This window comes from Acidocella sp. C78, from assembly GCF_907164655.1.
On sequence record NZ_CAJQZK010000003.1, the window covers coordinates 134,108 to 158,622 of the forward strand.

Sequence of the window (24,515 nt, forward strand, 5' to 3'; positions counted from 1 at the left end):
GCGTCGGTTCAGCCGTCGAGGCCGAGAGCACGCAGCCGCGCGGCCTCCTCGTCCCAGCCCGGACGTTCCTTGACGTTGAGGAACAGGTGCACCCGCCGCTCGAGCTGGCGTTCGAGATCCCGCCGCGCCCGCGAACCGATCGCCTTGATGCGCGCCCCGCCATCGCCGAGCACGATCTTCTTGTGGCCGGCGCGCGCGACATAGATCGTCACGTCGATCCGCACCGAACCGTCTTTGCGTTCGCTGAAACTCTCGGTCTCGACCGAGGCGCCATAGGGCACCTCATCGCGCAGCTGGAGGAAGATCTGCTCGCGCACCAGCTCGGCGGCGAGCATCCGCTCGGTCTGGTCGGTCAGCTCGTCCTCGGGGTAGAGATGCGGGCCTTCCGGCATCGCCGCGGCCAGCGCGTCGAGCAGGCGATCGACGCCGTCGCGCTTCAGCGCGCTGATCATGAACACCTCGGCGAAGCCGCCCTGCCGCGCCAGGGTTTCGGCCAGCGGCAGCAGCGTCTCGCGCGGCAGCAGGTCGATCTTGTTGAGAATCAGCCAGCGCGGCCGCCCGGTCGCGGCCAGCGCCTCGATCGGCTCGGCCAGATCGTCCGGGTCCGCCTTCGCGGCATCGACGATCAGGCAGGCGAGATCGGCGCCGGCGACGCCCTCCCACGCCGCCGCCACCATCGCGCGGTCGAGCCGCCGCTTCGGCGCGAAAATACCCGGCGTGTCGACCAGCACGATCTGGTCGCCGCCGCGCATGACGATGCCCGAAATGCGGAACCGCGTGGTCTGCGCCTTGGGTGTGACGATCGACACCTTGGCGCCGACCGCCTGATTGAGCAGGGTGGACTTGCCGGCATTCGGCCGTCCGAGAAGGGCGACGTAGCCGCAGCGGGTTGTCATTGCAGTTGCTCCAGCAGGTCGCGCGCGGCGTTCTGCTCCGCCTCGCGCTTGGTTCCGGCGAGCCCCTCGGCCGAGCGGCCGGCGACCGTCACGCGGATGCGAAAGCGCGGCGCGTGCGAGGGGCCGGTCCGCTCCACCAGCTCATAGGAGGGCAGAACCGGCCCGCGCGCGAGCGCATATTCCTGCAGCGCGGTCTTGGGGTCCTTGGGTGGCGCGCTCGGCTGGCCATCGATCCGGGGTGCGAAGATGCGGCGGATGAACAGGCGCGCCGGCCCCAGCCCGCCATCGAGATAAAGCGCACCGATCAGCGCCTCCAGCGCATCGGCCAGCACGGTCGCGCGGTTGCGCACCCCGCGCCGGCTTTCCCCCGGCGAAACCGAGAGCAGCCCGGCGACCCCGCCGGTCTCGGCGATCTCCGCCAGCGACTGGCGGGAGACGAGATGCGCCAGCCGCGGCCCCAGCCCGCCCTCGCGCTCATGCGGAAACCGCTCGATCAGCCATTCCGCGATCAGCAGGCCCAGCACACGATCGCCGATGAATTCGAGCCGTTCGTTCGAGGCGAGACCGCCCTGCCCGACCGCGGAGCGATGGGTCAGGGCCTGGGCGAGCAGGTCAGGTCGCGCGAAGCGATGCCCGAGCAGCGCTTCCGCCGCCTCGCTCAATGGATGACCGTGAACAGCCGGTCCCAGCGGATGTCGACCGGCCAGTACCAGAACTCCCACCACGGATGGTCGAGCCGGATGGAAAACCAGATGATCCGCGCCCGGCCGACGAAATTCGCCAGCGGCACGTAGCCGACGGCATCGAGATAGCGCGAATCCTCGGAGAAATCGCGGTTGTCGCCCATCATGAACAGATGATCGGCCGGCACGTGATAGACCGGCGTGTTGTTGGCGAAGCCCTGGCTGGTCTCCTTGGCGATCAGGTGGGTGACGCCATCCGGCAGGTGCTCGCGATAGAGCCGCACGCTGACAGGCACGCCCTCGCCGGAGTCGAGCGGGGTCTCGATATAGGTGCCAGCCGGCGTGCGGGGCACCTCGTGACCATTGATATAGAGCTGCCCGTCGGTCACCTGCACGGTGTCGCCAGGCTCGCCGATCACCCGCTTGATGTAGTCGATCGCCGGATCGCGCGGCAGGGCGAACACCGCGATCTGCCCCTGTTTCGGCAGCGAGCCGAAGATCCGCCCCTTGAAATCCGGCTCGCCGAAGGGGAACGACCAGCGCGAATAGCCGTAGTTCCACTTGGTCACCAGCACGAAATCGCCCGGCAGCAGCGTCGGCGTCAGGCTGCCGGAGGGGATGAAGAACGGCTCGAACAGGAAGGAGCGGATGAACACCGCGATCACGACGACATAGACGAGCGTGACAACCCACTCCCTGATCGAGCCTGCGACCGTATCCTTCGTCTGCGCCATGTCCAACCGTTCTGAAATGTTCCGCCCGCTTCAACCGTGCGGGGGGCGGGAAGTCAAGGAACCGGTCCTGACAGCGGCGTGAACGCTCCGCACGACCTCGCGATTTGCCACGGCACAGTCCGCGATTGTATGGCTCTGGGGATGCCAACAGACCGGACTCCCGCAGCCATGAAGCGCCGACTTTTGTGCCTGACATTCGCCCTTCTTTCCACGACGTCCCTTGCCGCCGGACACGCGGCCCCGCGGCCGAAGGGCGCAGCACACCACCCGGCCGCCGCCGCGGCCCCGCAACAGGATGCCGGCCCCCCGCCGGTCGCGCCGCTCGCCATCCCGGGTGTGCCGATGCCGCCCACCCTGCCGCAGCAGGGGGCCTATGTGCTGATGGATGCCGAGACCGGCGCGGTGATCGCCGCGAAGGCGCCCGATCAGCCCTGGCCGCCCGCCAGCCTGACCAAGCTGATGACCGCCTATCTCACCTACCAGGCTGTGGCCCGCGGCGCGCTGAAGATGGACCAGACGGTGCCGGTCAGCACCACCGCCTGGCACACCGGCGGTTCGCGCATGTTCATCTCGCCGGGCATGGCGGTGACGGTGGACCAGTTGCTGCACGGGCTCATCATCGATTCCGGCAACGATGCCGCGGTGGCGCTCGCCCAGGCGGTGGCCGGCAGCCGCGGCGGGTTCGTCGGCCTGATGAACCACGAGGCCAAGGCGCTCGGCCTGAAGGCGACGCACTATACGAATGTCGATGGCCTGCCCGATCCGGATCTGCGCACATCGGCGATGGATGTCGCGACCCTGTCGCGCGACATCGTCCGCACCTATCCGCAATTCCTCAAGATTTCGGTCAGGAAGCACTTCACCTTCGACAAGATCCGCCAGCGCAGCTGGAACCCGGTGCTGTTTCACGACCCGACGGTGGACGGGCTGAAGACCGGCCGCACCAACGAGGCCGGCCACTGCATCGACGCCACCGCCCTGCGCAACGGCCGGCGGCTGATTGCCGTGGTGCTCGGCGGCCCCAGCTGGTCGGTCAGCACGCACGACATCGAATCACTGCTCGATTACGGCTATCAGTTCTACACCAACGCCACGATCGCGACCGTCGACAAGCCGGCGGCAACGCTGAAGGCGCCGCTCTATCGCACCACCAGCGTCGCGGTCGGCCCCGCGCGCAGCGTGTCGATGACGCTGCCGGTGCTGGCGGCGAAAACGCTGAAAACCAGCGTAGCACTCGATCCACCGCCGGCGGGAGGCGTGCATCGCGGGCAGCGGGTCGGCACCATCACCGTCAGCGCCGGGGGCAAGACCCTCGCGACCGTGCCGGCGATAGCCCTTGCCGACGATCCGCGGGCCAGTTTCATGACCCGGATGATGCGGCGGCTGAAGGCCGCGCTGTAGCCTTGCGCTCCGGTCTCGCGGCCGGAGCCGCCCCTTTGCGACCGTGAAGCGCGAATCGGCCGGCGGCGGGTTGCAAAATCCGGTGCCGCTTGCCATTATGCGGCCGAAGATTGGTCGAAAGCCGGTCGCAATCGGGTGGATTGCCGGAGAACAGTCCGGCGGTCGCGCCCGTTTTTCGTTGTAAACGCTGTTCGCTGTATCCTGGACAGCCCACCCTGGAGAGACTGCATGTCCGGCACCCAGCTTGCCAAGATCCGGAATATCGGCATCACCGCCCATATCGACGCGGGCAAGACCACGACCACCGAGCGCATCCTCTATTACACGGGCGTGTCGCACAAGATCGGCGAAGTCCACGACGGCAACACCACGACCGACTACATGGCGCAGGAGCGCGAGCGCGGCATCACCATCACCTCCGCCGCCGTGACCTGCGAGTGGAAAGACCACCGCATCAACATCATCGACACGCCCGGCCATATCGACTTCAACATCGAGGTGAACCGCTCGCTGCGCGTGCTTGACGGCGCGGTGTTCATCATCGAGGGCGTGGCCGGCGTGCAGCCGCAGTCGGAAACCAACTGGCGCCTCGCCGACCGCTACAACGTTCCCCGCATCATTTTCATCAACAAGCTGGACCGCACCGGCGCCGATTTCTATCGCGCGTTCGACACGCTGAAGGAGAAGCTGGACATCGTCGCACTGCCCCTGCAGCTGCCGATCGGCATCGAGGACCAGTTCGTCGGCGTGGTCGACCTCGTCGAGATGAAGGCGATCGTCTGGGAAGGCGGCGAACTCGGCGCGAAGTTCCATGACGAGGAAATCCCGGCCGATATGCTGGAGAAGGCCAAGGAATACCGCCAGAACCTGCTCGACACCGCCCTCGCGGTCGACGACGCCGGCATGGAGGAATATTTCGAGAAGGGCGATGTCGGCATCGAGACCCTGAAGCGCGCGATCAAGACCGGCACGATCTCGGGCGCGTTCCGCCCGGTGCTCTGCGGCACCGCCTTCAAGAACAAGGGCGTGCAGCCGCTGCTCGACGGCGTGCTCGACTATCTGCCGAGCCCGATCGATATCGAGGGCATCAAGGTCGCCCCGCCGGAAGGCGAGGAGGAAGACCCCTCGGCCGATCGTCGCGTGATCCCGGCCAATCCGGACGCGCCCTTCGCCGGCCTCGCCTTCAAGATCATCAACGACAAATACGGCACGCTGACCTTCGTCCGCGTCTATGCCGGCACGCTGCGCTCGGGTGACACGGTGGTCAACACCACCAAGGGCCACAAGGAGCGCGTCGGCCGCATGTTCCAGATGCACGCGGACAAGCGCGAGGAAATCAAGGAAGTGCAGGCCGGCGACATCGCCGCCTTTGTCGGCCTGAAGGACACCGGCACCGGCGACACCCTGGCCTCCTCGGAAGACCCGGTGGTGCTGGAGCGCATGGCCTTCCCGGTCCCGGTCATCGACATCTCGGTCGAGCCCAAGACCAAGGACGCCGTCGAAAAGATGACGCTGGCGCTGCAGAAGCTCGCCGGCGAAGACCCCTCGCTGCGCCTCAAGACGGACCAGGAAACCGGCCAGACCATCCTGTCCGGCATGGGCGAGCTGCATCTCGACATCATCATCGACCGTCTGCGCCGCGAATACGGCGTCGAGGCCAATGTCGGCGCGCCGCAGGTGGCCTATCGCGAAACCATCACCCGCGAGCACACCGAAACCTACACCCACAAGAAGCAGTCGGGCGGTTCGGGCCAGTTCGCCGAAGTCAAGATCGTGTTCCAGCCGCTGGAACGGAACGAGGGCATCCTGTTCGACAACCAGGTCGTCGGCGGCACCGTGCCGAAGGAATATATCCCGGCGGTCGAAAAGGGCATCCGCGTCCAGGCCGATACCGGCGTCCTCGCCGGCTTCCCGACCGTGGACTTCAAATACACCCTGGTCGACGGCAAGTACCACGACGTCGACTCCTCGGCGCTCGCCTTCGAAATCGCCGCCAAGGCCTGTTTCCGCGAGGGCATGAAGAAGGCGAACCCCGTCATTCTCGAGCCGATCATGGATGTCGAGATCACCACCCCGCAGGACCATGTCGGCGACGTGGTGGGCGACCTCAACCGTCGCCGCGGCATGATCCAGAACCAGGAAAGCTCGGGGTCCACCGTGATCGTCCGCGCCCAGGTGCCGCTGAAGGAAATGTTCGGCTACATCTCGAACCTGCGCTCGATGACCAAGGGCCGCGCCTCCTTCACCATGCAGTTCCACCACTACGATCCGGTGCCGCGCAACATCGCGGAAGAAATCATGGCCAAGAGCGCCTGATCCACCGCCTCTGAACACGGCGACGACCATGCGAGGCGACCGCGACAATGCGGCCGCCTCCCCGATCGGCGCCGGTTCAGACCGGCCGGTTCAGACCGATCGCGAAACGCCTTCCAAACGCGGACGACCTCGTCGTCCGCGTTTTTGTTGTCTTCATCGCAAGTCGATAAATCGCCCGAAACGGGGCGCGGCGTCAGCCGGAATTGCGGGCCGTGATCAGGTGAATGGTCGCCGGCAGCCTTGCATCCGGGCCGGCATAGGTGGGCAGCGCGTCGCGAAACGCCGCAATCAGCGCCGCGCGCGCCGCCGGATCGGCCTGTTTTTCGTCGATCAGCGCGCCCGCCGGGCCCATCGTGGCCGCCATTTCGGCCTCATCGTCGAGGGTGTTGCCATACAATTCCACCCCGTCCGCCTCGACCGCGATATCCGCGAACCCCGCCGCCGCCAGCACGGCGCGCACATGCGCGGGATCGGAGAAGGCCAGCGGTCCCGGCGCGTGCGGCCGGCGCGGCTTCGGCGGGCCAAGCCGCTCGATGGCAATGCCGAGCGGCACCGACCAGTGGGGATTGTCCTCGATCGGCGCCCAGGCGGCGCAGACGAGGCGGCCGCCCGGCGCGAGCGCGCGCCGCAGATTGGCGAACGCCGCCGCCGGATCCTCGAAGAACATGACCCCGAAACGCGAGGTGACGAGGTCGAACGGCGCGGCAAAGGTCGCGAACGCCGCATCCGCCTCCATCAGCGTCACCTGCGCGCGGCCAGCGAGCCGGGCGCGCGCCGCCTCCAGCATCGGGCGGGACACATCGACGGCGGTGACATGCCCGCCCTCGCCCACCAGCCCGGCGAGCCGCGCCGTGGTCGTCCCCGTGCCGCAGCCGATCTCCAGAACCCGCTCGCCAGGGCGGGGGGCTGCGCGCTCAAGCAGCCGGTCCTCGATCCCGATCAGCCGCGCTTCCATCGCCGCCTGGACGCGAATCCATTTCGGCCCGGCGACCTCGTTCCAGTAGGCGATCTGCCGTTCGTTGCCGCCGGCAGCCCCCTCCGCGCTCACGCCGCCGCCGTCCGGCGCGGCTTCGGCATGAATTTCAGCGCGAGCCGCACCAGCATCGGCATCGTGGTCGGCCGCAGCAGCCGCTGATCGTAGCCGGCGAACCGCCGGTCGTTCTCCTCAAGGCAGATGCGCATCAGCTCGGGCACCGAGATTTCCTCGGCACTGACCGACTTGCTGCCGGTGACCGTGAAATTGTTGTCCTGCGCCTTGGGCTTGCCCTTGCCGCCATCGTCCATGCCGCGGGCAATGCCGATCCGCTCCCAGCCGAGAAACGCCCACACCGCCGCAACCCGCAGCTCGAACCAGATCCGCCGGTGCAGCGGCAGCTTCGCGCGGTGCCAGGCGACCCAGTTGGCGAAGAGCAGGATATGCCGGCACTCCTCCTGCATCACCGGCTCGAAGGTTTCCACCAGCTCCGCCGGGAAGAAGCCCGAGCGCTTGGCCAGTTCGAACAGGCCGAAGGCGAAGAAACTGTCGACGCATTCCGAATAGCCGGTCACCATATAGGCCCATTCCGGGTCCTTCGGCTGGCGGTATTCCGGCTCCGGCTCCAGCGGAATGTCATAGGCCTCGACCAGCTTGGAGAGCACCTCCTTGTGCCGGTTCTCCTCCCAGCCGTTCAGCTCGATCGTCTTGCTCATGTCCGGATCGGCGATGATCCGCGCATAGGCCGCCATCCGCAGCCGCGCCTTGCCCTCGGTCTGCACCGCGATGTCCCAGATCGGCAGCGAGGTGATCTTGTTCAGCGTCTCCGCGTCGAGCTTCGGCCACTCGATGACCGAGGGCTTGTAGGGGTTGAAGGTTTCGTGGAACATCGCGCAGACGGCGCGCTTGTGGGTTTCCGAGCCCGGCCTCAGCGGTCCGGGATCGGGGCTGACCCAGTGGCGGGCGGCCTTGTCGGCGGCCTCGATGGTGGCGGCATCAACGGTCATGGCAGTGGCGTTCATCGACCTTCATCCTTGTCCTCTGTCGGCAATATCGGTGCCGGCGAGACGATTTTAACCCCGCCCGAAACCGGTTCAACCGGGCGCCGAACTCTGTTACCCTGCCGGTATGGAAACGCACCACCCCCTCACCGAAAATCCCGATCTCGGCCTGATCAAGTCGCTCGACATCCGGGGCACGCCGCATGGTCCGCTCGCCGGGCTCGACGTCGTCGTCAAGGACCTGTTCGACATCGCGGGCGAGGTGACCGCCTTCGGCAACCCCGACTGGGGGCGGCATTTCGGCCCCGCCCTCTCGCATGCCTGGATCGTCGCGCAGCTTCTCGAAGCCGGCGCCCGCATCACCGGCAAGACGACGACGGTCGAACTCGCCTTCGGCCTCGAAGGCCGCAACGCCCATTACGGCACGCCGCTCAACCCCGCAGCGCCAGACCGGCTGCCCGGCGGCTCCTCCAGCGGTTCCGCGGCGATGATCGCGGGCGGCCACGCCCATGTCGGCATCGGCTCGGATACCGGCGGCTCGGTGCGTATCCCCGCCAGCTATTGCGGCCTGTACGGGCTGCGCCCGAGCCAGGGGCTGCTCAGCCTCGCCGGCGCGGCGGCCCTTGCCCCGAGTTTCGACACGCCTGGCTGGTTCGCCCGCGATGCGGAGACCATGCTCCGCGTCGGCGAGGCGCTGCTGCCGCCCGCCCCGCCGCTGGCGCCCCAGTTCCTCAGGATTCCAGCGGCCTTTGCCAATGCCGATCCCGCGGTTTCCGCCGCCCTCGCGCCCGCGCTCGACAGGCTCGGCCCGGTCGCCGACATCGACCCGGTGCCGGAGGGGCTCGACCGTCTGCTATCCCTGCAAAACGCCGTGCGCGGGCGCGAAACCTGGCTGACGCTCGGCGGCTTCATCGACAAGGTCAAGCCGACGCTCGACCCGGTGACCGCGGGCCGGATCGCGGCGACGCGGAGTTTCACCGCCGAAGCCGCGGCCGAGGGCAAGGCCGCGCGCCTTGCCTACACGGCGCGGATGCACGCCTTGCTGGCCGGCGGCGCGGTGCTGGTGATCCCCACCTCGCCCTGCCCGGCCCCGCCGGTCGCGGCGGCGCAGGCGGTCTATGAAGATGTCCGCACGCGCACGCTGCGCGTCGGCATCATCGCCGCCTTCGCCGGCCTGCCGGAACTCACCATTCCGGTGGGCAGGGTGGATGGCGCGCCGGTCGGCCTGTCGCTCATCGCCGGGCCCGGGCGCGATCTCGCCCTGCTCGAACTCGCCGCCGACCTCGCGCTCGCCTGAGCGCGCGGCCGGGACACGAGTTCAGAAAATCTCTTCGTAGATCCTGACGATCTCGGCAGCATCCGGCACCGCAGGATTGTTGCCGGGGCTGCCGGAGGCGAGCGCCTGCTCCGCCATTTTCGGCAGCAGCGCGTCCCAGTCGGCGCGGGCCACGCCGAAGCCCTGCGGTGTGGGCACTTCAAGCTCGGCATTGATCGCCGCCAGCGCCTCGATCAGCCTGGCGCCGGCCAGCTGGTCGGCATCATCGGCGCGGGCGAACCCGGCGAGGCGGGCCGATTCCGCATAGCGCGGCAGCGCCGCGTTGAGCGAGTAGCGCGTCACCGCCGGCAGCAGCATCGCGTTCGACATGCCGTGCGGCACGTGGAAATGCGCCCCGATCGGCCGCGACATGCCATGCACCAGCGCCACCGAGGCGTTGGAGAAGGCAAGCCCGGCGAGGGTTGCGCCCAGCATCATCGCCTCGCGCGCCTCGCGGTCCTGGGGCGTCTGCCACACCTTGCGCAGATTGGCACCGATCAGCCGCATCGCGCTGCGCGCATAGGCGTCGGAAACCGGGTTCGCCCGCCGCGAAACATAAGCCTCCAGCGCATGGGTGAAGGCATCGATCCCGGTGTCGGCGGTGGTGCGCGGCGGCACGCTCATGGTCAGCTCGTAATCGACCACCGCCGCCAGCGGCAGCGCCCCGAGCCCGGCGATCAGCATCTTCTCGTCGGTTTGCGTATCGGTGATCACGGTGAAGCGTGTCGCTTCCGAGCCGGTCCCGGCGGTGGTCGGCACCGCGATCAGCGGCAGCGCCGCCGTATCCGCGGCGACGGGCACCTTGAAATCGCGCATCCGCGCGCCCGGTTCCGCCGCGAGCAGGATGTTGATCGCCTTCGCCGTGTCGATCGGCGAGCCGCCGCCGAAGCCGATCAGACAGTCGAACGCACCGCCGCGCGCGGCCGCGACGCCGGCTTCCACCACCGTATCCACCGGCTCCGGCACGGTGTCGCTGAAGATCGCGCAGACGATCCCGGCCGCTTCCAGCGGATCGGTGATGCGGCGGACCAGGCCGAGCTTCACCATGACCGGGTCGGTGACGATCAACGGCCGCGACAGGCCGAGGCGGCCGAGCATCGCCGCAATTCGCACCACCGCCCCGCCGCCGATATCCATGTGCCGCGGCGCGAAAAATCCAATGTCCATATCTCGTTCCCCCACAGGCGATCCGGCCCGGCCGGATGAAGACAATCTACATTGCGCCCGGCGCCGCCGCCTCGTCGAGTTCCGCGGCCAGCGCGGTCCGCCAGCCCTCATCCTCCGGCGCGCAGAGAATGGGCGCGGCATTGGCGGTGCGGCCATCCAGGCTCATGCCGAGCAGCCCGCGCACCGCCCGGAAGAAGGCGCCATGCGAGACCAGCAGCAGCGGCCCCGGCCGCGCCAGAACGCGGCGCAGCGCGGTGCCGGCGCGGGCGGTGATGTCGGCAAAGCTCTCGGCGCCCGGCGGGGTCATCCGCCCGTCGATCCAGTCATCGAACCAGGGGTCGAGCGGCTTGCCCTCCATGCCGCCGAATACCACCTCGCGCAGGTCGGGCTCGAAGGCGAGCGGCAGGCCGAGCGTCTCGTTGACGATTTCGGCCGTCTCCCGCGCCCGCTGCATCGGCGAGGCGACGATGCCGACGATCCCGCGCCCGAGCAGCAGCGGCGCCGCCGCGCGGGCCTGCGCCCGGCCGGTCTCGTTCAGCGGAATGTCGATCGCCCCCTGCGACAGGCCCCGCGCGTTGTAGTCGGTCTGACCGTGGCGGAGAAACCAGAACGGCGCGCGCGGCAGCGTCATCAGGAGAGCCGCTCCTGCTCCATCGCCCGCGCCACCGCCGGGCGCGCCTTCATCCGCGCGTAATGCGCCGCGACATGCGCCGGCAGCGGCACGGTCTGCCGTCCCTCCGCCCAAAACGAAACATAGAACAGCGCCGCATCGGCGATCGAGAAGCTGCCAAGCAGCCAGTCCCGCCCATCGGTGAGCACCTTGTCGATCAGGTCGAACCCTTCGGCGAAAATCTTCCGCCCCTGCTCGCGCACCGTCTCCTTGTCCTCCGGGTTCGGCGCGAAACGGTCCGGGCGGAAGATGCGGGTGAAACCCTGCGGGTGCATCCAGCCATTGATATAGGCAACCAGCTCGTTGCAGCGCGCCGCCTCCACCGGCGAGGCCGGCACCAGCCGCGCGTCCGGGTTGGTGGCGGCCAGGTAATGGGCGATGGCGATCCACTCGGTCAGCACCGCGCCATCGTCGAGCACCACCGCCGGCACCTTCGCCTTCGGGTTGATCGCCCTGAATTCGTCGCTGAATTGCTGCCCCTCGCGCAGGTTCACCAGCACGCCCTCGTGCGGCAGGCCAAGCTCCTCGAGCAGGACATGAATCCCGAGCGAGCAGGCGCCGGGTGTGTAGAACAGTTTCATGCGTTTCCTCCGGTTTCGCGGCCGGTCAGTCGAACAGCGAGCTGACGGACGTCTCATCCGAGATGCGGCGCATCGCCTCGGCAAGCAAGGGGGCGATGGTCAGCACGCGCAGATTCGCCGGCGGATTGCGCGCGGGATCGAGATGGATGCTGTCGGTGATGGCCAGCGTCTCGATCGGGCTGGCGCCGATCCGCTCCAGCGCCTTGCCCGACAACACGCCATGGCTGACATAGGCCGAAGCCGAGGCCGCGCCGTGGCGGATCAGCGCCTCGGCCGCGTTGCAGAGCGAGCCGCCGGAATCGACGATGTCGTCGATCATGATGCAGTGCCGGCCCTCGACATCGCCGATCACGTTCATCACCTCCGAAACGCCGGCGCGCGGGCGGCGCTTGTCGATGATCGCGAAATCGCAGGCAAGCCGGCTCGCCGTGGCGCGGGCACGGGCGACGCCGCCGGCATCCGGCGACACCACCATGATGTCGCGCCCGGCGAACCGCTCCTGGATATCGCGCGCGAACAGCGGCGCGCCGTAGAGATTGTCCACCGGAATGTCGAAGAAACCCTGGATCTGCCCGGCATGCAGGTCGAGCGTGAGCACCCGGTTCGCCCCCGCCTCGGTAATGATGTTGGCGACCAGCTTGGCCGAAATCGGCGTGCGCGGGCCGGTCTTGCGGTCCTGCCTGGCGTAGCCGAAATACGGGATCACCGCAGTGACCCGCCGCGCCGAGCCGCGCCGCAGCGCATCGAGCGTGATCAGCAGCTCCATCAGGTTGTCGTTCGCCGGAAAGCAGGTCGACTGGATGACGAACACGTCCTCGCCGCGGACATTCTCCTGGATCTCGACATGGATCTCCATATCGGCGAAGCGGCGGATGATGGCGGTGGTCAGCGGCAGGTGCAGCGCCTTGCTGACGGCATCCGCGAGCGGCAGGTTGGAGTTACACGCGACGATCTTCATGTGGCGGATCCTTGCGGCCGGAACAAGCGGCCCCGATGTCGAAGGAATTGGACCGGACGATCCGAGGCGCGTGTAGCAACCGCTCCCGCCCCTGTCCATGACGCGCGGGCAGTGCAGGCCATTGCGCGCATGGCACCGGGCGCACTATCCTGCGGCGCATGAGCCAGTCCCTGCCTCTGGATGCCGAAGCGGCGCGCGACGCCTGGCTGACCCGCGATGTCTGGCCACGGCGGATCTTCGCCTTTCTGGTCGACCTCGTGCTTCTCGCGGTCCTCAGCGTCGCCGTCTGGTGGTCGATCGTGGTGCTCGGCGTCGCCACACTCGGGCTCGGCTTCCTGCTGCTGCATTTCACCTGGGCGATCCCGCCACTCTATTATGTGCTCTGGCTTCGCTCCGCCGCCGCGGCAACACCGGGGCAGCGCCTGCTCGGCCTCACCCTCCGGCAGGACGATACGCTGGAGGGCGGCACGCCTTTGCCGCCGAGCTTCGCCCAGGCCCTGGCCTGGACCGTGCTGCTCGGCGTGTCCTTCATGGTGGGCATGCTGCCCTTCCTGCTGGTGCTGGTGACCCGGCGGCGCAGGGCCGGGCACGACCTGCTCTCGGGCCTGACGGTCGTGCATGCGGCCGCGCTCGGCCGCGCCCTCCCGCCGTGACCGTCACCAGCCGCCCGCCGCAATTCTTCTACGCCACGGCCCCCTTGCCCTGCCCCTATGTCGCCGGGCGGACCGAGCGGAAGGTCGTGACCGAACTCGCCGGCGCCGACGCCGACGCGCTGCACAACCGGCTCTCGCGCGGCGGCTTCCGCCGCAGCCACAACATAGCCTACGCCCCGGTCTGCCCCGGCTGCCGCTCCTGCGTCCCCATCCGCATCGTCAGCGGCCGGTTCCGGCCGAGCCGCACGCAGAAGCGGATCATCGCCGCGAATGAAGGCCTGCGCGCCTACGAAATGCCGCCCCGCGCCACCGCCGAGCAGTTCAAGCTGTTCCAGCGCTACCAGCAGGCCCGCCACGGCGACGGCGACATGGCGGGCATGAGCTTCTACGATTACCGCGCCATGGTCGAGGATACGCCGATCGAGAGCTGGCTGGTCGAGTTCCGGGACGAGGCCGATACGCTGGTCGGCGCCTGCCTGACCGACCGCCTCGCCGACGGGCTGTCCGCCGTCTACTCGTTCTTCGCCCCGGAGCTGGTCCGGCTATCCCTCGGCACGAGGTCCATCCTCTGGCTCGTCGAGCGCACGCGCGAGCTTGGCCTGCCTTACGTCTATCTCGGCTACTGGGTGCCGGAGAGCCCGAAAATGGCCTACAAGGCGCGCTTCCGCCCGGCCGAAATCCTGCTCGGCGGCACCTGGACGGACCTGACCGACGAACTCGCGGCGGCCGAAAGCCCTGCCGCCTGGCCCCTGCGCCTCGCCCCGGTGCGCCAGAGCGGCACCTGATCCGCGAAGCTCACGCCGGATTGATCGCGCCGCGGCTCGCCCGCCCTTGTGCTGCCACGAGGATGGCGAAGATGAACTTCACGAAACAGGAGACCGTCATGAACCGATCAGCCCTCACGCTCGGCCTTGCCTCCGCCCTCATCCTCGGCGCCGCCACCGCCAGCGCCGCTTCGCCGCCGCAACCGGTCTACATCCACATGAACGGCGCCAACGAGTTCCTCGAACGCCTCGTCTTCGTCCGTCCCGGCCAGAAGGTGGTGTTCGTCAACGAGGATACCGGGCCGCACGCCATTCTCGGCTACAATCCGCAAACCGGCGCCGCGAGCAAGACGTTCGACGACCCCGCGCTGGGGGGCACGCCGGGCAGGGGACACAAGCTCCATACCTACGCGATCAGCTTCCGCCACCAGGGACCGCAATGGTATTACTGCCCGGTGCATGCCGAACTTGCCAAGGCGCCGGGCGGCGTGTGGCTGCCGAAGGTGCGCCCCGGCGTTCACGGATTCGGCACGCCGATGGCCGGGTTGATCGTCGTCACCACCGATCCGGCGCTGTTGAAGGACAACCCCGCCACCAGCGCCGCGAAAATCCTGCCGGGCTATTTCGGCGGCTGAACCGCGCCCGGGCCACCCCCGCCCAGTTGCGCCAATCTCAGGCGCCGATCTCAGGTGGGGGCAGGTCCGGACCAGGCGCGCCGGACATGAGCACGAGATCGTCGCGGTGGATCAGCTCGTCCCGCCCGCGCCAGCCGAGCAGCGCCTCGATCTCGTCGGTGCGGTGCCCGGCGATGAGCACCGCATCCTCGCTCGGATAGGCGGCAAGGCCGCGGGCCAGCGCCGCGCCATCCGGCCCGGCGATCTCGACCGCATCGCCACGCTCGAACCGGCCCTCGACGCGCACCACCCCCGCCGGCAGCAGCGATGATCCGCCGCGAATCGCCCGCACAGCACCGGCATCGACATGCAACCGCCCAAGCGGCGCGAGCGATCCCGCGATCCAGCGCTTGCGCGCCGAGCGCCCGCCGGGTTGCGGCAGGAACCAGGTGCAGCGCGCCCCCGCTTCGAGCGACGCGAGCGGATGCGCGACCCCACCGAGCGCGATCGCCATGGCGCAACCGGCCTGGGTCGCGATCCGCGCGGCGACGAGCTTGGTCCGCATCCCGCCGGAGGAATAGCCCGGCGGCGGCGCGCCGCCCATCGCCTCGATCTCCGGCGTGATCGCGGCGACGACAGGCAGATGCGCCGCCGCCGGATCGCGCCGCGGGTCGGCGGTGTAGAGCCCGTCAATATCGGAAAGCAAAACCAGCTGATCGGCTTCGACCATCTCGGCCACCCGGCCGGCGAGCCGGTCATTGTCGCCGAAACGGATCTCGCCGGTGGCGACCGAGTCGTTCTCGTTGATCACCGGCACCGCGCCGAGTTCGAGCAGCGTGCGCAATGTCGCCCGCGCGTTGAGATAGCGCCGCCGGTCCTCGGTGTCGTCCATGGTCAGCAGCAATTGCGCCGCCACCAGCCCGTGCGCCGAGAGCGCCTCGCTCCAGGCCTGCGCCAGCCGGATCTGCCCCACGGAAGCCGCGGCCTGTTTTTCCTCGAGCCGCAGCCGCTTCTGCGTCAGGCCGAGCTGCCGCCGCGCCAGAGCGATCGCCCCGGAGGAGACGACGATCACCCCCACGCCGCGCGCCCTGAGCGCCGCGATGTCGGCGGCCACGCTCGCAAGCCAGGTCGTGCGCGGCGCCGCGGCCTCGGGATCGACGATGAGGGCGGACCCGATCTTGACCACCAGCAGCCGCGCGCCGCCGGGATCGGGCAGCCCGGGGCTCATTGCCGCCGCTCGCGGATCATCCGCAGGGTTTCGCGCAGCACCGCGTCCACGCCCTGATGCGCGACGGCGGAAATGACCATCACCTTGCTGCCCGACGCGCGTTCGAGCGCCGAGCGCCGACCGGCGATCTGGTGCGGCGTCATCGCATCCATCTTGTTCAGCACGATCAGCTCGGGCTTGTGCGCCAGCCCGCCGCCATAGGCTTCCAGCTCGCCGCGGATCGTCCGCCACGCATCCACCACGTCGCCGGCCGCCCCGTCGATCAGGTGGATCAGCGCGGCGCAGCGTTCGACATGGCCGAGAAAGCGGTCGCCCAGCCCGGCGCCGTCATGCGCGCCCTCGATCAGGCCGGGAATGTCGGCGAGGACGAATTCCTCGGTCATCGACAGCCGGACCACGCCGAGTTGCGGGTGCAGCGTGGTGAACGGATAATCGGCGATCTTGGGCCGCGCCGCCGAGGCGACCGAGAGAAAGGTCGATTTCCCGGCATTGGGCAGCCCGACCAGCCCGGCATCGGCAATCAGCTTCAGGCGCAGCCAGACCCAGCGCTCCTCGCCCGGCCAGCCGGCATCGGCGCGACGCGGCGCACGGTTGGTCGAGGTCTTGAACATCGCGTTGCCATACCCGCCATCGCCGCCGCGCAGCAGCACGATGCGCTTGCCCGGCGCATCCAGATCGGCGAGCAGGGTCTCGCGGTCGTCATCGAGAATCTGCGTGCCGACCGGCACCTTGATCACCACCGGCGGCGCGGCGGCGCCGGTGCGGTCCGACCCGGCGCCGTTACCGCCCTTACGGGCCCGGAAATGCTGGGTATAGCGGAAGTCGATCAGCGTATTGAGGTTCTCGACCGCCTCGAACACGATGTCGCCGCCACGGCCGCCATTGCCGCCATCCGGCCCACCGAACTCGATATATTTTTCGCGCCGGAACGCGACGACACCGTTGCCGCCATCTCCCGAACGCACATAAATCTTCGCCTGGTCGAGGAACTTCATGAGTGCAGATACGCAAAAGGCCGGCACCGGCCGGCCTTCGCGTCTTTCATACCGGAAACAGGTTACTCCGCGGCGATCGGCAGCTTCTCGACCGACACATGCACGCGGCCCTCGGCCCGGCGGGAGAACTTCACCCGCCCGTCGACGAGCGCGAAGATCGTGTGGTCGCGGCCGACGCCGACATTGGCGCCAGGCTTCACCTTGGTGCCGCGCTGGCGGATGATGATGTTGCCGGCGATCACCTGCTCGTCACCGAACTTCTTGACGCCGAGGCGGCGGCCTTCGGAATCGCGACCGTTGCGCGACGAGCCACCGGCTTTCTTGTGTGCCATGGGATATCCCTCCGATCAGGCGGCGTTGATGCCGGACACGCGCAGCACGGTCACTTTCTGGCGGTGGCCGTTCTTGCGGCGGCTGTTCTGCCGGCGGCGCTTCTTGAAGATGATGACCGTATCGAGCTTGTCCTGCGCGATCACCGTGGCGGTGACGGAGGCACCCTCGACAACCGGCTTGCCCAGGGTCACGCCCTGTTCACCGCCGATGGCGAGAACATCGGTGAAGGTCACGGTGCTGCCGGCCTCGGCCTCGAGTTTCTCGACCTTCAGCACCGCGTCCGGCACGACGCGATATTGTTTTCCGCCGGTGCGGATGACTGCAAACATCGATCTGGTCCAATTCTATCTGCAACGCCGCGCGGGCGGACAAAGAAAAGAAGCGCGAAACCCTGCGGCTTCGCGCGATTGCGGGGTTATAGCGCGCTCCATCCCGCTGTCAATCGACTTGCCCGGCCAATCGGCATCGATATGCACCGCCACTGTTGCCTAGTCAGCGCCATCATGCGTATAACGCCGCCCGACCGCGGAGAGGTGCCAGAGTGGTCGATTGGGACGGTCTCGAAAACCGTTGTGCCTTCACGGGTACCGTGGGTTCGAATCCCACCCTCTCCGCCACCGCCACGAATTACCAGATATTATAGCGTATGAAAACCGGCTGATTCCCGCCGGTTTTTGGCGTTTTGCTGTTGCACCCTGACTCATCCCGTTGCATGGTATCCCACACGTCGTGTGGTAACTAGTGTGGGATAAGATTGGGCAAGCTTTCAGCCTCTTCCGTGAAGGCCGCAAAGGAGCCGGGGCGCTATGGCGACGGCGACGGCCTGTACCTTGTTATAAGCCCTCGGGGCGGGAAGTCCTGGGTTTGCCGGGTGCAGAAGGATGGCAAGCGCCGGGACGTTGGCCTGGGGAGTGCAAAGAAGGTGTCCCTGGCCTTGGCCCGCGAGCGCGCCACCAAGGTGAGGACGCAGGTCGAGGTGGGACTTGATCCCGTTGCCGAGCGGCGGAAAGAGGCAGGGATACCCACCTTCAAGGAAGCAGCTGCTCTGGTGTTTGCCGAGCACAAGGCGAGCTGGCGGAATCAAAAGCACCGGGCGCAGTGGCTATCCACCCTTGAGACATACGCGTTCCCGATGCTTGGCGACCTATCGGTTGCCGTGATTGACGGCCACCACGTCCGGGATGCCGTGATTTCCATTTGGCTCGAAAAGCCGGAGACGGCGCGGCGCGTGCGTCAGAGGATCAACACGGTCATCGATTGGGCGATCGGCAAGGGATACCGGACAACGCCCCTGCCGATTGCGGCAATGAATAAGTCGATGCCCAAGGTTAAGGCCAAGGGGGTGCATCATACGGCCATGCCCTATGCCGATGTTCCGGCGTTCGTTGCCAAACTCAATGAGCGGGATACGATGGGACGGCTTGCTCTTGAGACGCTGATCCTCACCGCAACCAGGTCCGGCGAGATTCGCGGCGCGACTTGGGGCGAAATTGATCTCGACAATGCCCTGTGGACAATCCCCGCCGAGCGGATGAAGGCCGGCAAGGAGCATGTCGTCCCACTGTCATCCGCTGCCCTGGACGTGATCCGGCGGGCGCTGGGCTACAGAGAGGCGCGGAGCGAGTTGGTGTTTCCCGGCCAGCGCGGCGGTAAGCCGCTGTCCGACATGACGCTGACCAAGATTTGCCGCGACATGGAGGTTCCCGCCGTGCCGCATGGTTTTCGTTCATCCTTCCGGGATTGGGTGGCCGAGGAAACGGATTTTGATGGCGACATAGCCGAAATGGCCCTTGCCCATGCCATCGGGAATAAGGTTGAGGCAGCTTATCGACGGGGCAATCTTCTGGAGAAGAGGAAGGCGCTCATGGAGGCGTGGGGGCAATATTGCGTCACAAGTCAGAAAAGAGAGGGCCGTGACTAAAATCAAGACTGAAAAGTTGAGCCACTTCGCGGCGCAGCGTTTAGTGCCCGAAGACATAGAAGAAGGTGAGCGCCAAATAACGGCTTTTGCCAAAAAACTCTATTGGCGGTTTTTTGTAATCGATGTGACGTGTAACATCCTATCTGCACTTGCCTTGGTAGCTCTTGGCATAGAGCTTTGGTGGCTTTCGTTGCAGCCGCACAACTATAAAGCGTTTGCTCCCTTTCTTTGGGAAATGACTTTTTTAGCTCTCTGCGTGTTTTTCTGGTTTGGACCAGGGGTATTCCAAAGACGCAAGCGCTTTTTCGTCAACCGACCCTACGATACGATTCTGCCACTCGCCATTGAAGAATTGCTCGCTGAGCTGGCATCAGGACAAATCAAGACCATCATGCCCGCAAAACAGGGCGCTGTCAGTATTTCGGCCTTGCAAAATACTGAAGGGATGCTTTTTGACACCACACTGAACCCCAATGATTTTAAAAACAGGTATGCACCCGTCCTGCTTTCCTCTGAAGTAAAATATTATCCTGGTGCAAAAATACCAAAAATATCTCCAATCCGTCCAATTTATGTTGTGACTATCCCTGCCAAAGAAGCCAATTCTACCGACGAACCTGAGACACAGGCCATAACTGTGGCTACCACTAATCTGTCCGAGCCTACCATTGAAAAAACTGGCCTGGAGAATCTGGATGCGACTGGTAACGCCAGTGAATACACTGCTGACAAAAAAGAAAATGTCATTAGGCATTGGCGATCCTTGGTCCCTCCGGAGCAGAGGACAGCTTTTTGCGAAACATTTGCTGCGGAGGGGGCTGGAAGGGCGATGATGCCAAAAAGATAATCATCGCATTGCAAGCCGTTTTTTCGTATGACGGTAAAATGAAGCCGCGAGTGGGCAGAGAAACTCTTCCGCCCTGATTGGTGCTGCTGTTGCGGCACTTCGACGCGCCATGGAAGATGGCCAAATCGAGACGCTTTGGTTATCCGACGCTCACAGGCCCGATCCAAGTTCATCGCTTGAAAAAATGCTTGGTGACACCAAAGACCACAAGTACACCCAAATTAGAATAAAAACATTCAAATTTTAGGGATACGCGGAAGCTAATGGCGCCGATAACCGCATGATATAAAACCGTTACTGGTTACTGAAGAATTTTTTGATACCAGTAATCAGTAAGCTTTCGCGGATCAGGCACAACGTCTCGTAAAGGCTGGTGGCACGCCATAGCTCAGGATGCCACAAGATGAACCGAGATACCGCCTTGTGCACCGCTGTTGCCGCCCCGTGTCATAGGCGGGCCGATGCGGTGGCGCCGGTGAAATTGAGCGCTGCTCGGACTTCTACCGATCTATCCGTAGCGCGCCCCGGCTCTTGCGGCTGTCTTCAGTTCTTCATTTTCTCACCCCGAATTCGGAGTGCTGGAAGGAACCGTGCTTTTCAAGATGGCCATGGGCTGGTGTGCTGCAGCTACGGATAGATTCGGGTAGGAAGTTCTGGAGCCAGCGCTCAATTTCACCGGCGCGCCACCGCACTCGCCGCCGCCTATGACCACTGGGGGCGGGCAAACAGACCGGTGCACAAGGCGGTAAATGCTGGAGCGGCTTTTGTAACCTGTCAGCCGCATCACGTCCTCAATCGTCAGGAGAACGCTGGGAAAAGTATCTCGGTTCATCTTGTGGCATCCTGAGCTATGGCGTGCCACCAGCCTTTACGAGACGTTGTGCCTGATCCGCGAAAGCTTACTGATTACTGGTATCAAAAAATTCTTCAGTAACCAGTAACGGTTTTATATCATGCGGTTATCGGCGCCATTAGCTTCCGCGTATCCCTAAAATTTTGAATGTTTTTATTCTAATTTGGGTGTACTTGTGGTCTTTGGTGTCACCAAGCATTTTTTCAAGCGATGAACTTGGATCGGGCCTGTGAGCGTCGGATAACCAAAGCGTCTCGATTTGGCCATCTTCCATGGCGCGTCGAAGTGCCGCAACAGCAGCACCAATCAGGGGCGGAAGAGTTTCTCTGCCCACTCGCGGCTTCATTTTACCGTCATACGAAAAAACGGCTTGCAATGCGATGATTATCTTTTTGGCATCATCGCCCTTCCAGCCCCCCTCCGCAGCAAATGTTTCGCAAAAAGCTGTCCTCTGCTCCGGAGGGACCAAGGATCGCCAATGCCTAATGACATTTTCTTTTTTGTCAGCAGTGTATTCACTGGCGTTACCAGTCGCATCCAGATTCTCCAGGCCAGTTTTTTCAATGGTAGGCTCGGACAGATTAGTGGTAGCCACAGTTATGGCCTGTGTCTCAGGTTCGTCGGTAGAATTGGCTTCTTTGGCAGGGATAGTCACAACATAAATTGGACGGATTGGAGATATTTTTGGTATTTTTGCACCAGGATAATATTTTACTTCAGAGGAAAGCAGGACGGGTGCATACCTGTTTTAAAATCATTGGGGTTCAGTGTGGTGTCAAAAAGCATCCCTTCAGTATTTTGCAAGGCCGAAATACTGACAGCGCCCTGTTTTGCGGGCATGATGGTCTTGATTTGTCCTGATGCCAGCTCAGCGAGCAATTCTTCAATGGCGAGTGGCAGAATCGTATCGTAGGGTCGGTTGACGAAAAAGCGCTTGCGTCTTTGGAATACCCCTGGTCCAAACCAGAAAAACACGCAGAGAGCTAAAAAAGTCATTTCCCAAAGAAAGGGAGCAAACGCTTTATAGTTGTGCGGCTGCAACGAAAGCCACCAAAGCTCTATGCCAAGAGCTACCAAGGCAAGTGCAGATAGGATGTTACACGTCACATCGATTACAAAAAACCGCCAATAGAGTTTTTTGGCAAAAGCCGTTATTTGGCGCTCACCTTCTTCTATGTCTTCGGGCACTAAACGCTGCGCCGCGAAGTGGCTCAACTTTTCAGTCTTGATTTTAGTCACGGCCCTCTCTTTTCTGACTTGTGACGCAATATTGCCCCCACGCCTCCATGAGCGCCTTCCTCTTCTCCAGAAGATTGCCCCGTCGATAAGCTGCCTCAACCTTATTCCCGATGGCATGGGCAAGGGCCATTTCGGCTATGTCGCCATCAAAATCCGTTTCCTCGGCCACCCAATCCCGGAAGGATGAACGAAAACCATGCGGCACGGCGGGAACCTCCATGTCGCGGCAAATCTTGGTCAGCGTCATGTCGGACAGCGGCTTACCGCCGCGCTGGCCGGGAAACACCAACTCGCTCCGCGCCTCTCTGTAGCCCAGCGCCCGCCGGATCACGTCCAGGGCAGCGGATGACAGTGGGACGACATGCTCCTTGCCGGCCTTCATCCGCTCGGCGGGGATTGTCCACAGGGCATTGTCGAGATCAATTTCGCCCCAAGTCGCGCCGCGAATCTCGCCGGACCTGGTTGCGGTGAGGATCAGCGTCTCAAGAGCAAGCCGTCCCATCGTATCCCGCTCATTGAGTTTGGCAACGAACGCCGGAACATCGGCATAGGGCATGGCCGTATGATGCACCCCTTGGCCTTAACCTTGGGCATCGACTTATTCATTGCCGCAATCGGCAGGGGCGTTGTCCGGTATCCCTTGCCGATCGCCCAATCGATGACCGTGTTGATCCTCTGACGCACGCGCCGCGCCGTCTCCGGCTTTTCGAGCCAAATGGAAATCACGGCATCCCGGACGTGGTGGCCGTCAATCACGGCAACCGATAGGTCGCCAAGCATCGGGAACGCGTATGTCTCAAGGGTGGATAGCCACTGCGCCCGGTGCTTTTGATTCCGCCAGCTCGCCTTGTGCTCGGCAAACACCAGAGCAGCTGCTTCCTTGAAGGTGGGTATCCCTGCCTCTTTCCGCCGCTCGGCAACGGGATCAAGTCCCACCTCGACCTGCGTCCTCACCTTGGTGGCGCGCTCGCGGGCAAGGCCAGGGACACCTTCTTTGCACTCCCAGGCCAACGTCCCGGCGCTTGCCATCCTTCTGCACCCGGCAAACCCAGGACTTCCCGCCCGAGGGCTTATAACAAGGTACAGGCCGTCGCCGTCGCCATAGCGCCCCGGCTCCTTTGCGGCCTTCACGGAAGAGGCTGAAAGCTTGCCCAATCTTATCCCACACTAGTTACCACACGACGTGTGGGATACCATGCAACGGGATGAGTCAGGGTGCAACAGCAAAACGCCAAAAACCGGCGGGAATCAGCCGGTTTTCATACGCTATAATATCTGGTAATTCGTGGCGGTGGCGGAGAGGGTGGGATTCGAACCCACGGTACCGTGAAGGCACAACGGTTTTCGAGACCGTCCCAATCGACCACTCTGGCACCTCTCCGCGGTCGGGGCGGCGTTATACGCATGATGGCGCTGACTAGGCAACAGTGGCGGTGCATATCGATGCCGATTGGCCGGGCAAGTCGATTGACAGCGGGATGGAGCGCGCTATAACCCCGCAATCGCGCGAAGCCGCAGGGTTTCGCGCTTCTTTTCTTTGTCCGCCCGCGCGGCGTTGCAGATAGAATTGGACCAGATCGATGTTTGCAGTCATCCGCACCGGCGGAAAACAATATCGCGTCGTGCCGGACGCGGTGCTGAAGGTCGAGAAACTCGAGGCCGAGGCCGGCAGCACCGTGACCTTCACCGATGTTCTCGCCATCGGCGGTGAACAGGGCGTGACCCTGGGCAAGCCGGTTGTCGAGGGTGCCTCCGTCACCGCCACGTGATCGCGCAGGACAAGCTCGATACGGTCATCATCTTCAAGAAGCGCCGCCGGCAGAACAGCCGCCGCAAGAACGGCCACCCAGAAAGTGACCGTGCTGCGCGTGTCCGGCATCAACGCCGCCTGATCGGAGGGATATCCCATGGCACACAAGAAAGCCGGTGGCTCGTCGCGCAACGGTCGCGATTCCGAAGGCCGCCGCCTCGGCGTCAAGAAGTTCGGTGACGAGCAGGTGATCGCCGGCAACATCATCATCCGCCAGCGCGGCACCAAGGTGAAGCCTGGCGCCAATGTCGGCGTCGGCCGCGACCACACGATCTTCGCGCTCGTCGACGGGCGGGTGAAGTTCTCCCGCCGGGCCGAGGGCCGCGTGCATGTGTCGGTCGAGAAGCTGCCGATCGCCGCGGAGTAACCTGTTTCCGGTATGAAAGACGCGAAGGCCGGCCGGTGCCGGCCTTTTGCGTATCTGCACTCATGAAGTTCCTCGACCAGGCGAAGATTTATGTGCGTTCGGGAGATGGCGGCAACGGTGTCGTCGCGTTCCGGCGCGAAAAATATATCGAGTTCGGTGGGCCGGATGGCGGCAATGGCGGCCGTGGCGGCGACAT

26 protein-coding genes, 2 tRNA genes and 2 pseudogenes are annotated in these 24,515 nt (G+C 65.0%); 12 read left to right on the forward strand and 18 right to left on the reverse strand.

What is annotated here, in order from left to right; all coding sequences use genetic code 11:
* Positions 1-8: 8 nt before the first annotated feature.
* The 3 genes from era to lepB are packed head-to-tail and all read right to left on the reverse strand — an operon-like array spanning position 9 to position 2,313.
* Positions 9-896 (reverse strand): GTPase Era, encoded by an 888-nt coding sequence (gene era / locus ACIDOCELLA78_RS000000100390; RefSeq protein ID WP_201727899.1) that lies wholly within the window; start codon positions 894-896, stop codon positions 9-11.
* Positions 893-1,558 carry a ribonuclease III gene (gene rnc, locus ACIDOCELLA78_RS000000100395; RefSeq protein ID WP_201727900.1) on the reverse strand — a complete coding sequence of 222 codons (666 nt, stop codon included), beginning with the start codon at positions 1,556-1,558 and terminating at the stop codon, positions 893-895. The genes era and rnc overlap by 4 nt, the downstream gene beginning before the upstream one ends.
* Positions 1,555-2,313 carry a signal peptidase I gene (lepB, locus tag ACIDOCELLA78_RS000000100400; protein WP_201727901.1) on the reverse strand — a complete coding sequence of 253 codons (759 nt, stop codon included), beginning with the start codon at positions 2,311-2,313 and terminating at the stop codon, positions 1,555-1,557. The genes rnc and lepB overlap by 4 nt, the downstream gene beginning before the upstream one ends.
* A 168-nt stretch (positions 2,314-2,481) precedes the next feature.
* On the opposite strand from lepB, the gene ACIDOCELLA78_RS000000100405 reads away from it, so the two are divergent.
* Together ACIDOCELLA78_RS000000100405 and fusA are read left to right on the forward strand one after the other, a co-directional pair.
* Positions 2,482-3,714, forward strand: a complete 1,233-nt coding sequence (locus tag ACIDOCELLA78_RS000000100405; RefSeq protein ID WP_249675121.1) for a D-alanyl-D-alanine carboxypeptidase family protein — start codon at positions 2,482-2,484, stop codon at positions 3,712-3,714.
* A 228-nt stretch (positions 3,715-3,942) separates the two neighbouring features.
* Positions 3,943-6,030, forward strand: coding sequence for an elongation factor G (gene fusA, locus ACIDOCELLA78_RS000000100410; RefSeq protein ID WP_201727903.1), 2,088 nt, complete (start codon positions 3,943-3,945; stop codon positions 6,028-6,030).
* Positions 6,031-6,223: 193 nt separating this feature from the next.
* Here the strand turns inward: fusA and ACIDOCELLA78_RS000000100415 are convergent, their stop codons facing one another.
* Together ACIDOCELLA78_RS000000100415 and ACIDOCELLA78_RS000000100420 are read right to left on the reverse strand one after the other, a co-directional pair.
* The gene (locus tag ACIDOCELLA78_RS000000100415) at positions 6,224-7,078 is read right to left on the reverse strand and encodes a class I SAM-dependent methyltransferase (protein ID WP_201727904.1); all 855 of its coding nucleotides are present in this window, start codon (positions 7,076-7,078) and stop codon (positions 6,224-6,226) included.
* Positions 7,075-8,025, reverse strand: coding sequence for a ferritin-like domain-containing protein (locus ACIDOCELLA78_RS000000100420; protein ID WP_201727905.1), 951 nt, complete (start codon positions 8,023-8,025; stop codon positions 7,075-7,077). The genes ACIDOCELLA78_RS000000100415 and ACIDOCELLA78_RS000000100420 overlap by 4 nt, the downstream gene beginning before the upstream one ends.
* A gap of 106 nt (positions 8,026-8,131) precedes the next feature.
* Between ACIDOCELLA78_RS000000100420 and ACIDOCELLA78_RS000000100425 the strand changes: the two genes are divergently transcribed.
* Positions 8,132-9,301, forward strand: a complete 1,170-nt coding sequence (locus ACIDOCELLA78_RS000000100425) for an amidase (RefSeq protein WP_201727906.1) — start codon at positions 8,132-8,134, stop codon at positions 9,299-9,301.
* A gap of 21 nt (positions 9,302-9,322) precedes the next feature.
* Here the strand turns inward: ACIDOCELLA78_RS000000100425 and ACIDOCELLA78_RS000000100430 are convergent, their stop codons facing one another.
* From ACIDOCELLA78_RS000000100430 to ACIDOCELLA78_RS000000100445, 4 genes are read right to left on the reverse strand one after another with little or no spacing between them, the layout of a single operon-like run.
* Positions 9,323-10,486, reverse strand: a complete 1,164-nt coding sequence (locus tag ACIDOCELLA78_RS000000100430; protein WP_201727907.1) for an iron-containing alcohol dehydrogenase — start codon at positions 10,484-10,486, stop codon at positions 9,323-9,325.
* 46 nt (positions 10,487-10,532) lie between these two features.
* Complete coding sequence (locus tag ACIDOCELLA78_RS000000100435; protein WP_201727908.1) at positions 10,533-11,117, reverse strand: histidine phosphatase family protein; 585 nt, start codon at positions 11,115-11,117, stop codon at positions 10,533-10,535.
* Positions 11,117-11,737 carry a glutathione S-transferase family protein gene (locus ACIDOCELLA78_RS000000100440; RefSeq protein WP_201727909.1) on the reverse strand — a complete coding sequence of 207 codons (621 nt, stop codon included), beginning with the start codon at positions 11,735-11,737 and terminating at the stop codon, positions 11,117-11,119. The genes ACIDOCELLA78_RS000000100435 and ACIDOCELLA78_RS000000100440 overlap by 1 nt, the downstream gene beginning before the upstream one ends.
* 25 nt (positions 11,738-11,762) lie before the next feature.
* Complete coding sequence (locus ACIDOCELLA78_RS000000100445) at positions 11,763-12,695, reverse strand: ribose-phosphate pyrophosphokinase (protein WP_201727910.1); 933 nt, start codon at positions 12,693-12,695, stop codon at positions 11,763-11,765.
* Positions 12,696-12,853: 158 nt separating this feature from the next.
* Between ACIDOCELLA78_RS000000100445 and ACIDOCELLA78_RS000000100450 the strand changes: the two genes are divergently transcribed.
* From ACIDOCELLA78_RS000000100450 to ACIDOCELLA78_RS000000100460, 3 genes are all read left to right on the forward strand, one after another.
* Positions 12,854-13,348 (forward strand): RDD family protein, encoded by a 495-nt coding sequence (locus ACIDOCELLA78_RS000000100450; protein WP_201727911.1) that lies wholly within the window; start codon positions 12,854-12,856, stop codon positions 13,346-13,348.
* On the forward strand, positions 13,345-14,133 hold the full coding sequence (locus tag ACIDOCELLA78_RS000000100455; protein WP_201727912.1) for an arginyltransferase: 789 nt from the start codon (positions 13,345-13,347) through the stop codon (positions 14,131-14,133). The genes ACIDOCELLA78_RS000000100450 and ACIDOCELLA78_RS000000100455 overlap by 4 nt, the downstream gene beginning before the upstream one ends.
* 98 nt (positions 14,134-14,231) lie before the next feature.
* On the forward strand, positions 14,232-14,747 hold the full coding sequence (locus ACIDOCELLA78_RS000000100460) for a Cupredoxin (protein WP_249675128.1): 516 nt from the start codon (positions 14,232-14,234) through the stop codon (positions 14,745-14,747).
* A 37-nt stretch (positions 14,748-14,784) separates the two neighbouring features.
* Here the strand turns inward: ACIDOCELLA78_RS000000100460 and proB are convergent, their stop codons facing one another.
* From proB to rplU (ACIDOCELLA78_RS000000100480), 4 genes are all read right to left on the reverse strand, one after another.
* Positions 14,785-15,954, reverse strand: coding sequence for a glutamate 5-kinase (proB, locus tag ACIDOCELLA78_RS000000100465; RefSeq protein WP_201727914.1), 1,170 nt, complete (start codon positions 15,952-15,954; stop codon positions 14,785-14,787).
* Entirely contained in the window at positions 15,951-16,949 is a 999-nt protein-coding gene (obgE, locus tag ACIDOCELLA78_RS000000100470; RefSeq protein ID WP_201727915.1) for a GTPase ObgE, read from the reverse strand. Before obgE (ACIDOCELLA78_RS000000100470) ends, proB begins: the two co-directional genes overlap by 4 nt.
* Before the next feature lie 62 nt (positions 16,950-17,011).
* A complete protein-coding gene (gene rpmA / locus ACIDOCELLA78_RS000000100475) occupies positions 17,012-17,281 on the reverse strand; it encodes a 50S ribosomal protein L27 (protein ID WP_201727916.1) in 270 nt (89 codons plus the stop codon).
* A gap of 15 nt (positions 17,282-17,296) precedes the next feature.
* Positions 17,297-17,611 (reverse strand): 50S ribosomal protein L21, encoded by a 315-nt coding sequence (gene rplU / locus ACIDOCELLA78_RS000000100480; RefSeq protein WP_201727917.1) that lies wholly within the window; start codon positions 17,609-17,611, stop codon positions 17,297-17,299.
* Positions 17,612-17,809: 198 nt separating this feature from the next.
* Here rplU (ACIDOCELLA78_RS000000100480) and ACIDOCELLA78_RS000000100485 point away from each other — a divergent pair.
* From ACIDOCELLA78_RS000000100485 to ACIDOCELLA78_RS000000100495, 3 genes are all read left to right on the forward strand, one after another.
* Positions 17,810-17,899 (forward strand) — tRNA-Ser (locus tag ACIDOCELLA78_RS000000100485).
* A gap of 137 nt (positions 17,900-18,036) precedes the next feature.
* The gene (locus ACIDOCELLA78_RS000000100490; RefSeq protein ID WP_201727918.1) at positions 18,037-19,203 is read left to right on the forward strand and encodes a site-specific integrase; all 1,167 of its coding nucleotides are present in this window, start codon (positions 18,037-18,039) and stop codon (positions 19,201-19,203) included.
* Positions 19,196-20,050 carry a hypothetical protein gene (locus ACIDOCELLA78_RS000000100495; protein WP_201727919.1) on the forward strand — a complete coding sequence of 285 codons (855 nt, stop codon included), beginning with the start codon at positions 19,196-19,198 and terminating at the stop codon, positions 20,048-20,050. The genes ACIDOCELLA78_RS000000100490 and ACIDOCELLA78_RS000000100495 overlap by 8 nt, the downstream gene beginning before the upstream one ends.
* A gap of 971 nt (positions 20,051-21,021) precedes the next feature.
* Here ACIDOCELLA78_RS000000100495 and ACIDOCELLA78_RS000000100500 read toward each other — a convergent pair.
* The 5 genes from ACIDOCELLA78_RS000000100500 to ACIDOCELLA78_RS000000100520 all read right to left on the reverse strand — a co-directional run bounded on the left by ACIDOCELLA78_RS000000100500 (position 21,022) and on the right by ACIDOCELLA78_RS000000100520 (position 23,523).
* On the reverse strand, positions 21,022-21,558 hold the full coding sequence (locus ACIDOCELLA78_RS000000100500) for a hypothetical protein (protein ID WP_214006274.1): 537 nt from the start codon (positions 21,556-21,558) through the stop codon (positions 21,022-21,024).
* 56 nt (positions 21,559-21,614) lie between these two features.
* Positions 21,615-22,142, reverse strand: a complete 528-nt coding sequence (locus tag ACIDOCELLA78_RS000000100505; protein ID WP_201727921.1) for a hypothetical protein — start codon at positions 22,140-22,142, stop codon at positions 21,615-21,617.
* Positions 22,135-22,644, reverse strand: a complete 510-nt coding sequence (locus tag ACIDOCELLA78_RS000000100510; RefSeq protein WP_249675131.1) for a site-specific integrase — start codon at positions 22,642-22,644, stop codon at positions 22,135-22,137. Before ACIDOCELLA78_RS000000100510 ends, ACIDOCELLA78_RS000000100505 begins: the two co-directional genes overlap by 8 nt.
* Complete coding sequence (locus ACIDOCELLA78_RS000000100515) at positions 22,617-23,273, reverse strand: tyrosine-type recombinase/integrase (protein WP_374223230.1); 657 nt, start codon at positions 23,271-23,273, stop codon at positions 22,617-22,619. The genes ACIDOCELLA78_RS000000100510 and ACIDOCELLA78_RS000000100515 overlap by 28 nt, the downstream gene beginning before the upstream one ends.
* Before the next feature lie 161 nt (positions 23,274-23,434).
* Positions 23,435-23,523, reverse strand: a tRNA-Ser gene (locus ACIDOCELLA78_RS000000100520).
* A 199-nt stretch (positions 23,524-23,722) separates the two neighbouring features.
* Between ACIDOCELLA78_RS000000100520 and rplU (ACIDOCELLA78_RS000000100525) the strand changes: the two are divergent.
* From rplU (ACIDOCELLA78_RS000000100525) to obgE (ACIDOCELLA78_RS000000100535), 3 genes and pseudogenes are all read left to right on the forward strand, one after another.
* Positions 23,723-24,034, forward strand: a pseudogene (rplU, locus tag ACIDOCELLA78_RS000000100525) (50S ribosomal protein L21).
* A gap of 15 nt (positions 24,035-24,049) precedes the next feature.
* The gene (rpmA, locus tag ACIDOCELLA78_RS000000100530; RefSeq protein WP_201727916.1) at positions 24,050-24,319 is read left to right on the forward strand and encodes a 50S ribosomal protein L27; all 270 of its coding nucleotides are present in this window, start codon (positions 24,050-24,052) and stop codon (positions 24,317-24,319) included.
* Between the two features lie 62 nt (positions 24,320-24,381).
* Positions 24,382-24,515, forward strand: a pseudogene (gene obgE, locus ACIDOCELLA78_RS000000100535) (GTPase ObgE); the annotation flags it as partial.

Excerpts from the sequence above, each read along its gene's own strand:
- ACIDOCELLA78_RS000000100430 (WP_201727907.1), bottom strand. The coding sequence starts at position 10,486 with ATGGACATTGGATTTTTCGCGCCGCGGCACATGGATATCGGCGGCGGG.
- proB (WP_201727914.1), bottom strand. The coding sequence starts at position 15,954 with ATGAGCCCCGGGCTGCCCGATCCCGGCGGCGCGCGGCTGCTGGTGGTC.
- ACIDOCELLA78_RS000000100460 (WP_249675128.1), top strand. The coding sequence starts at position 14,232 with ATGAACCGATCAGCCCTCACGCTCGGCCTTGCCTCCGCCCTCATCCTC.
- lepB (WP_201727901.1), bottom strand. The coding sequence starts at position 2,313 with ATGGCGCAGACGAAGGATACGGTCGCAGGCTCGATCAGGGAGTGGGTT.
- rplU (WP_201727917.1), bottom strand. The coding sequence starts at position 17,611 with ATGTTTGCAGTCATCCGCACCGGCGGAAAACAATATCGCGTCGTGCCG.
- ACIDOCELLA78_RS000000100435 (WP_201727908.1), bottom strand. The coding sequence starts at position 11,117 with ATGACGCTGCCGCGCGCGCCGTTCTGGTTTCTCCGCCACGGTCAGACC.
- ACIDOCELLA78_RS000000100420 (WP_201727905.1), bottom strand. The coding sequence starts at position 8,025 with ATGAACGCCACTGCCATGACCGTTGATGCCGCCACCATCGAGGCCGCC.
- ACIDOCELLA78_RS000000100440 (WP_201727909.1), bottom strand. The coding sequence starts at position 11,737 with ATGAAACTGTTCTACACACCCGGCGCCTGCTCGCTCGGGATTCATGTC.
- fusA (WP_201727903.1), top strand. The coding sequence starts at position 3,943 with ATGTCCGGCACCCAGCTTGCCAAGATCCGGAATATCGGCATCACCGCC.
- rpmA (WP_201727916.1), top strand. The coding sequence starts at position 24,050 with ATGGCACACAAGAAAGCCGGTGGCTCGTCGCGCAACGGTCGCGATTCC.
- ACIDOCELLA78_RS000000100425 (WP_201727906.1), top strand. The coding sequence starts at position 8,132 with ATGGAAACGCACCACCCCCTCACCGAAAATCCCGATCTCGGCCTGATC.
- ACIDOCELLA78_RS000000100405 (WP_249675121.1), top strand. The coding sequence starts at position 2,482 with ATGAAGCGCCGACTTTTGTGCCTGACATTCGCCCTTCTTTCCACGACG.
- obgE (WP_201727915.1), bottom strand. The coding sequence starts at position 16,949 with ATGAAGTTCCTCGACCAGGCGAAGATTTATGTGCGTTCGGGAGATGGC.
- ACIDOCELLA78_RS000000100445 (WP_201727910.1), bottom strand. The coding sequence starts at position 12,695 with ATGAAGATCGTCGCGTGTAACTCCAACCTGCCGCTCGCGGATGCCGTC.
- rpmA (WP_201727916.1), bottom strand. The coding sequence starts at position 17,281 with ATGGCACACAAGAAAGCCGGTGGCTCGTCGCGCAACGGTCGCGATTCC.
- era (WP_201727899.1), bottom strand. The coding sequence starts at position 896 with ATGACAACCCGCTGCGGCTACGTCGCCCTTCTCGGACGGCCGAATGCC.
- ACIDOCELLA78_RS000000100450 (WP_201727911.1), top strand. The coding sequence starts at position 12,854 with ATGAGCCAGTCCCTGCCTCTGGATGCCGAAGCGGCGCGCGACGCCTGG.
- ACIDOCELLA78_RS000000100510 (WP_249675131.1), bottom strand. The coding sequence starts at position 22,644 with ATGGGACGGCTTGCTCTTGAGACGCTGATCCTCACCGCAACCAGGTCC.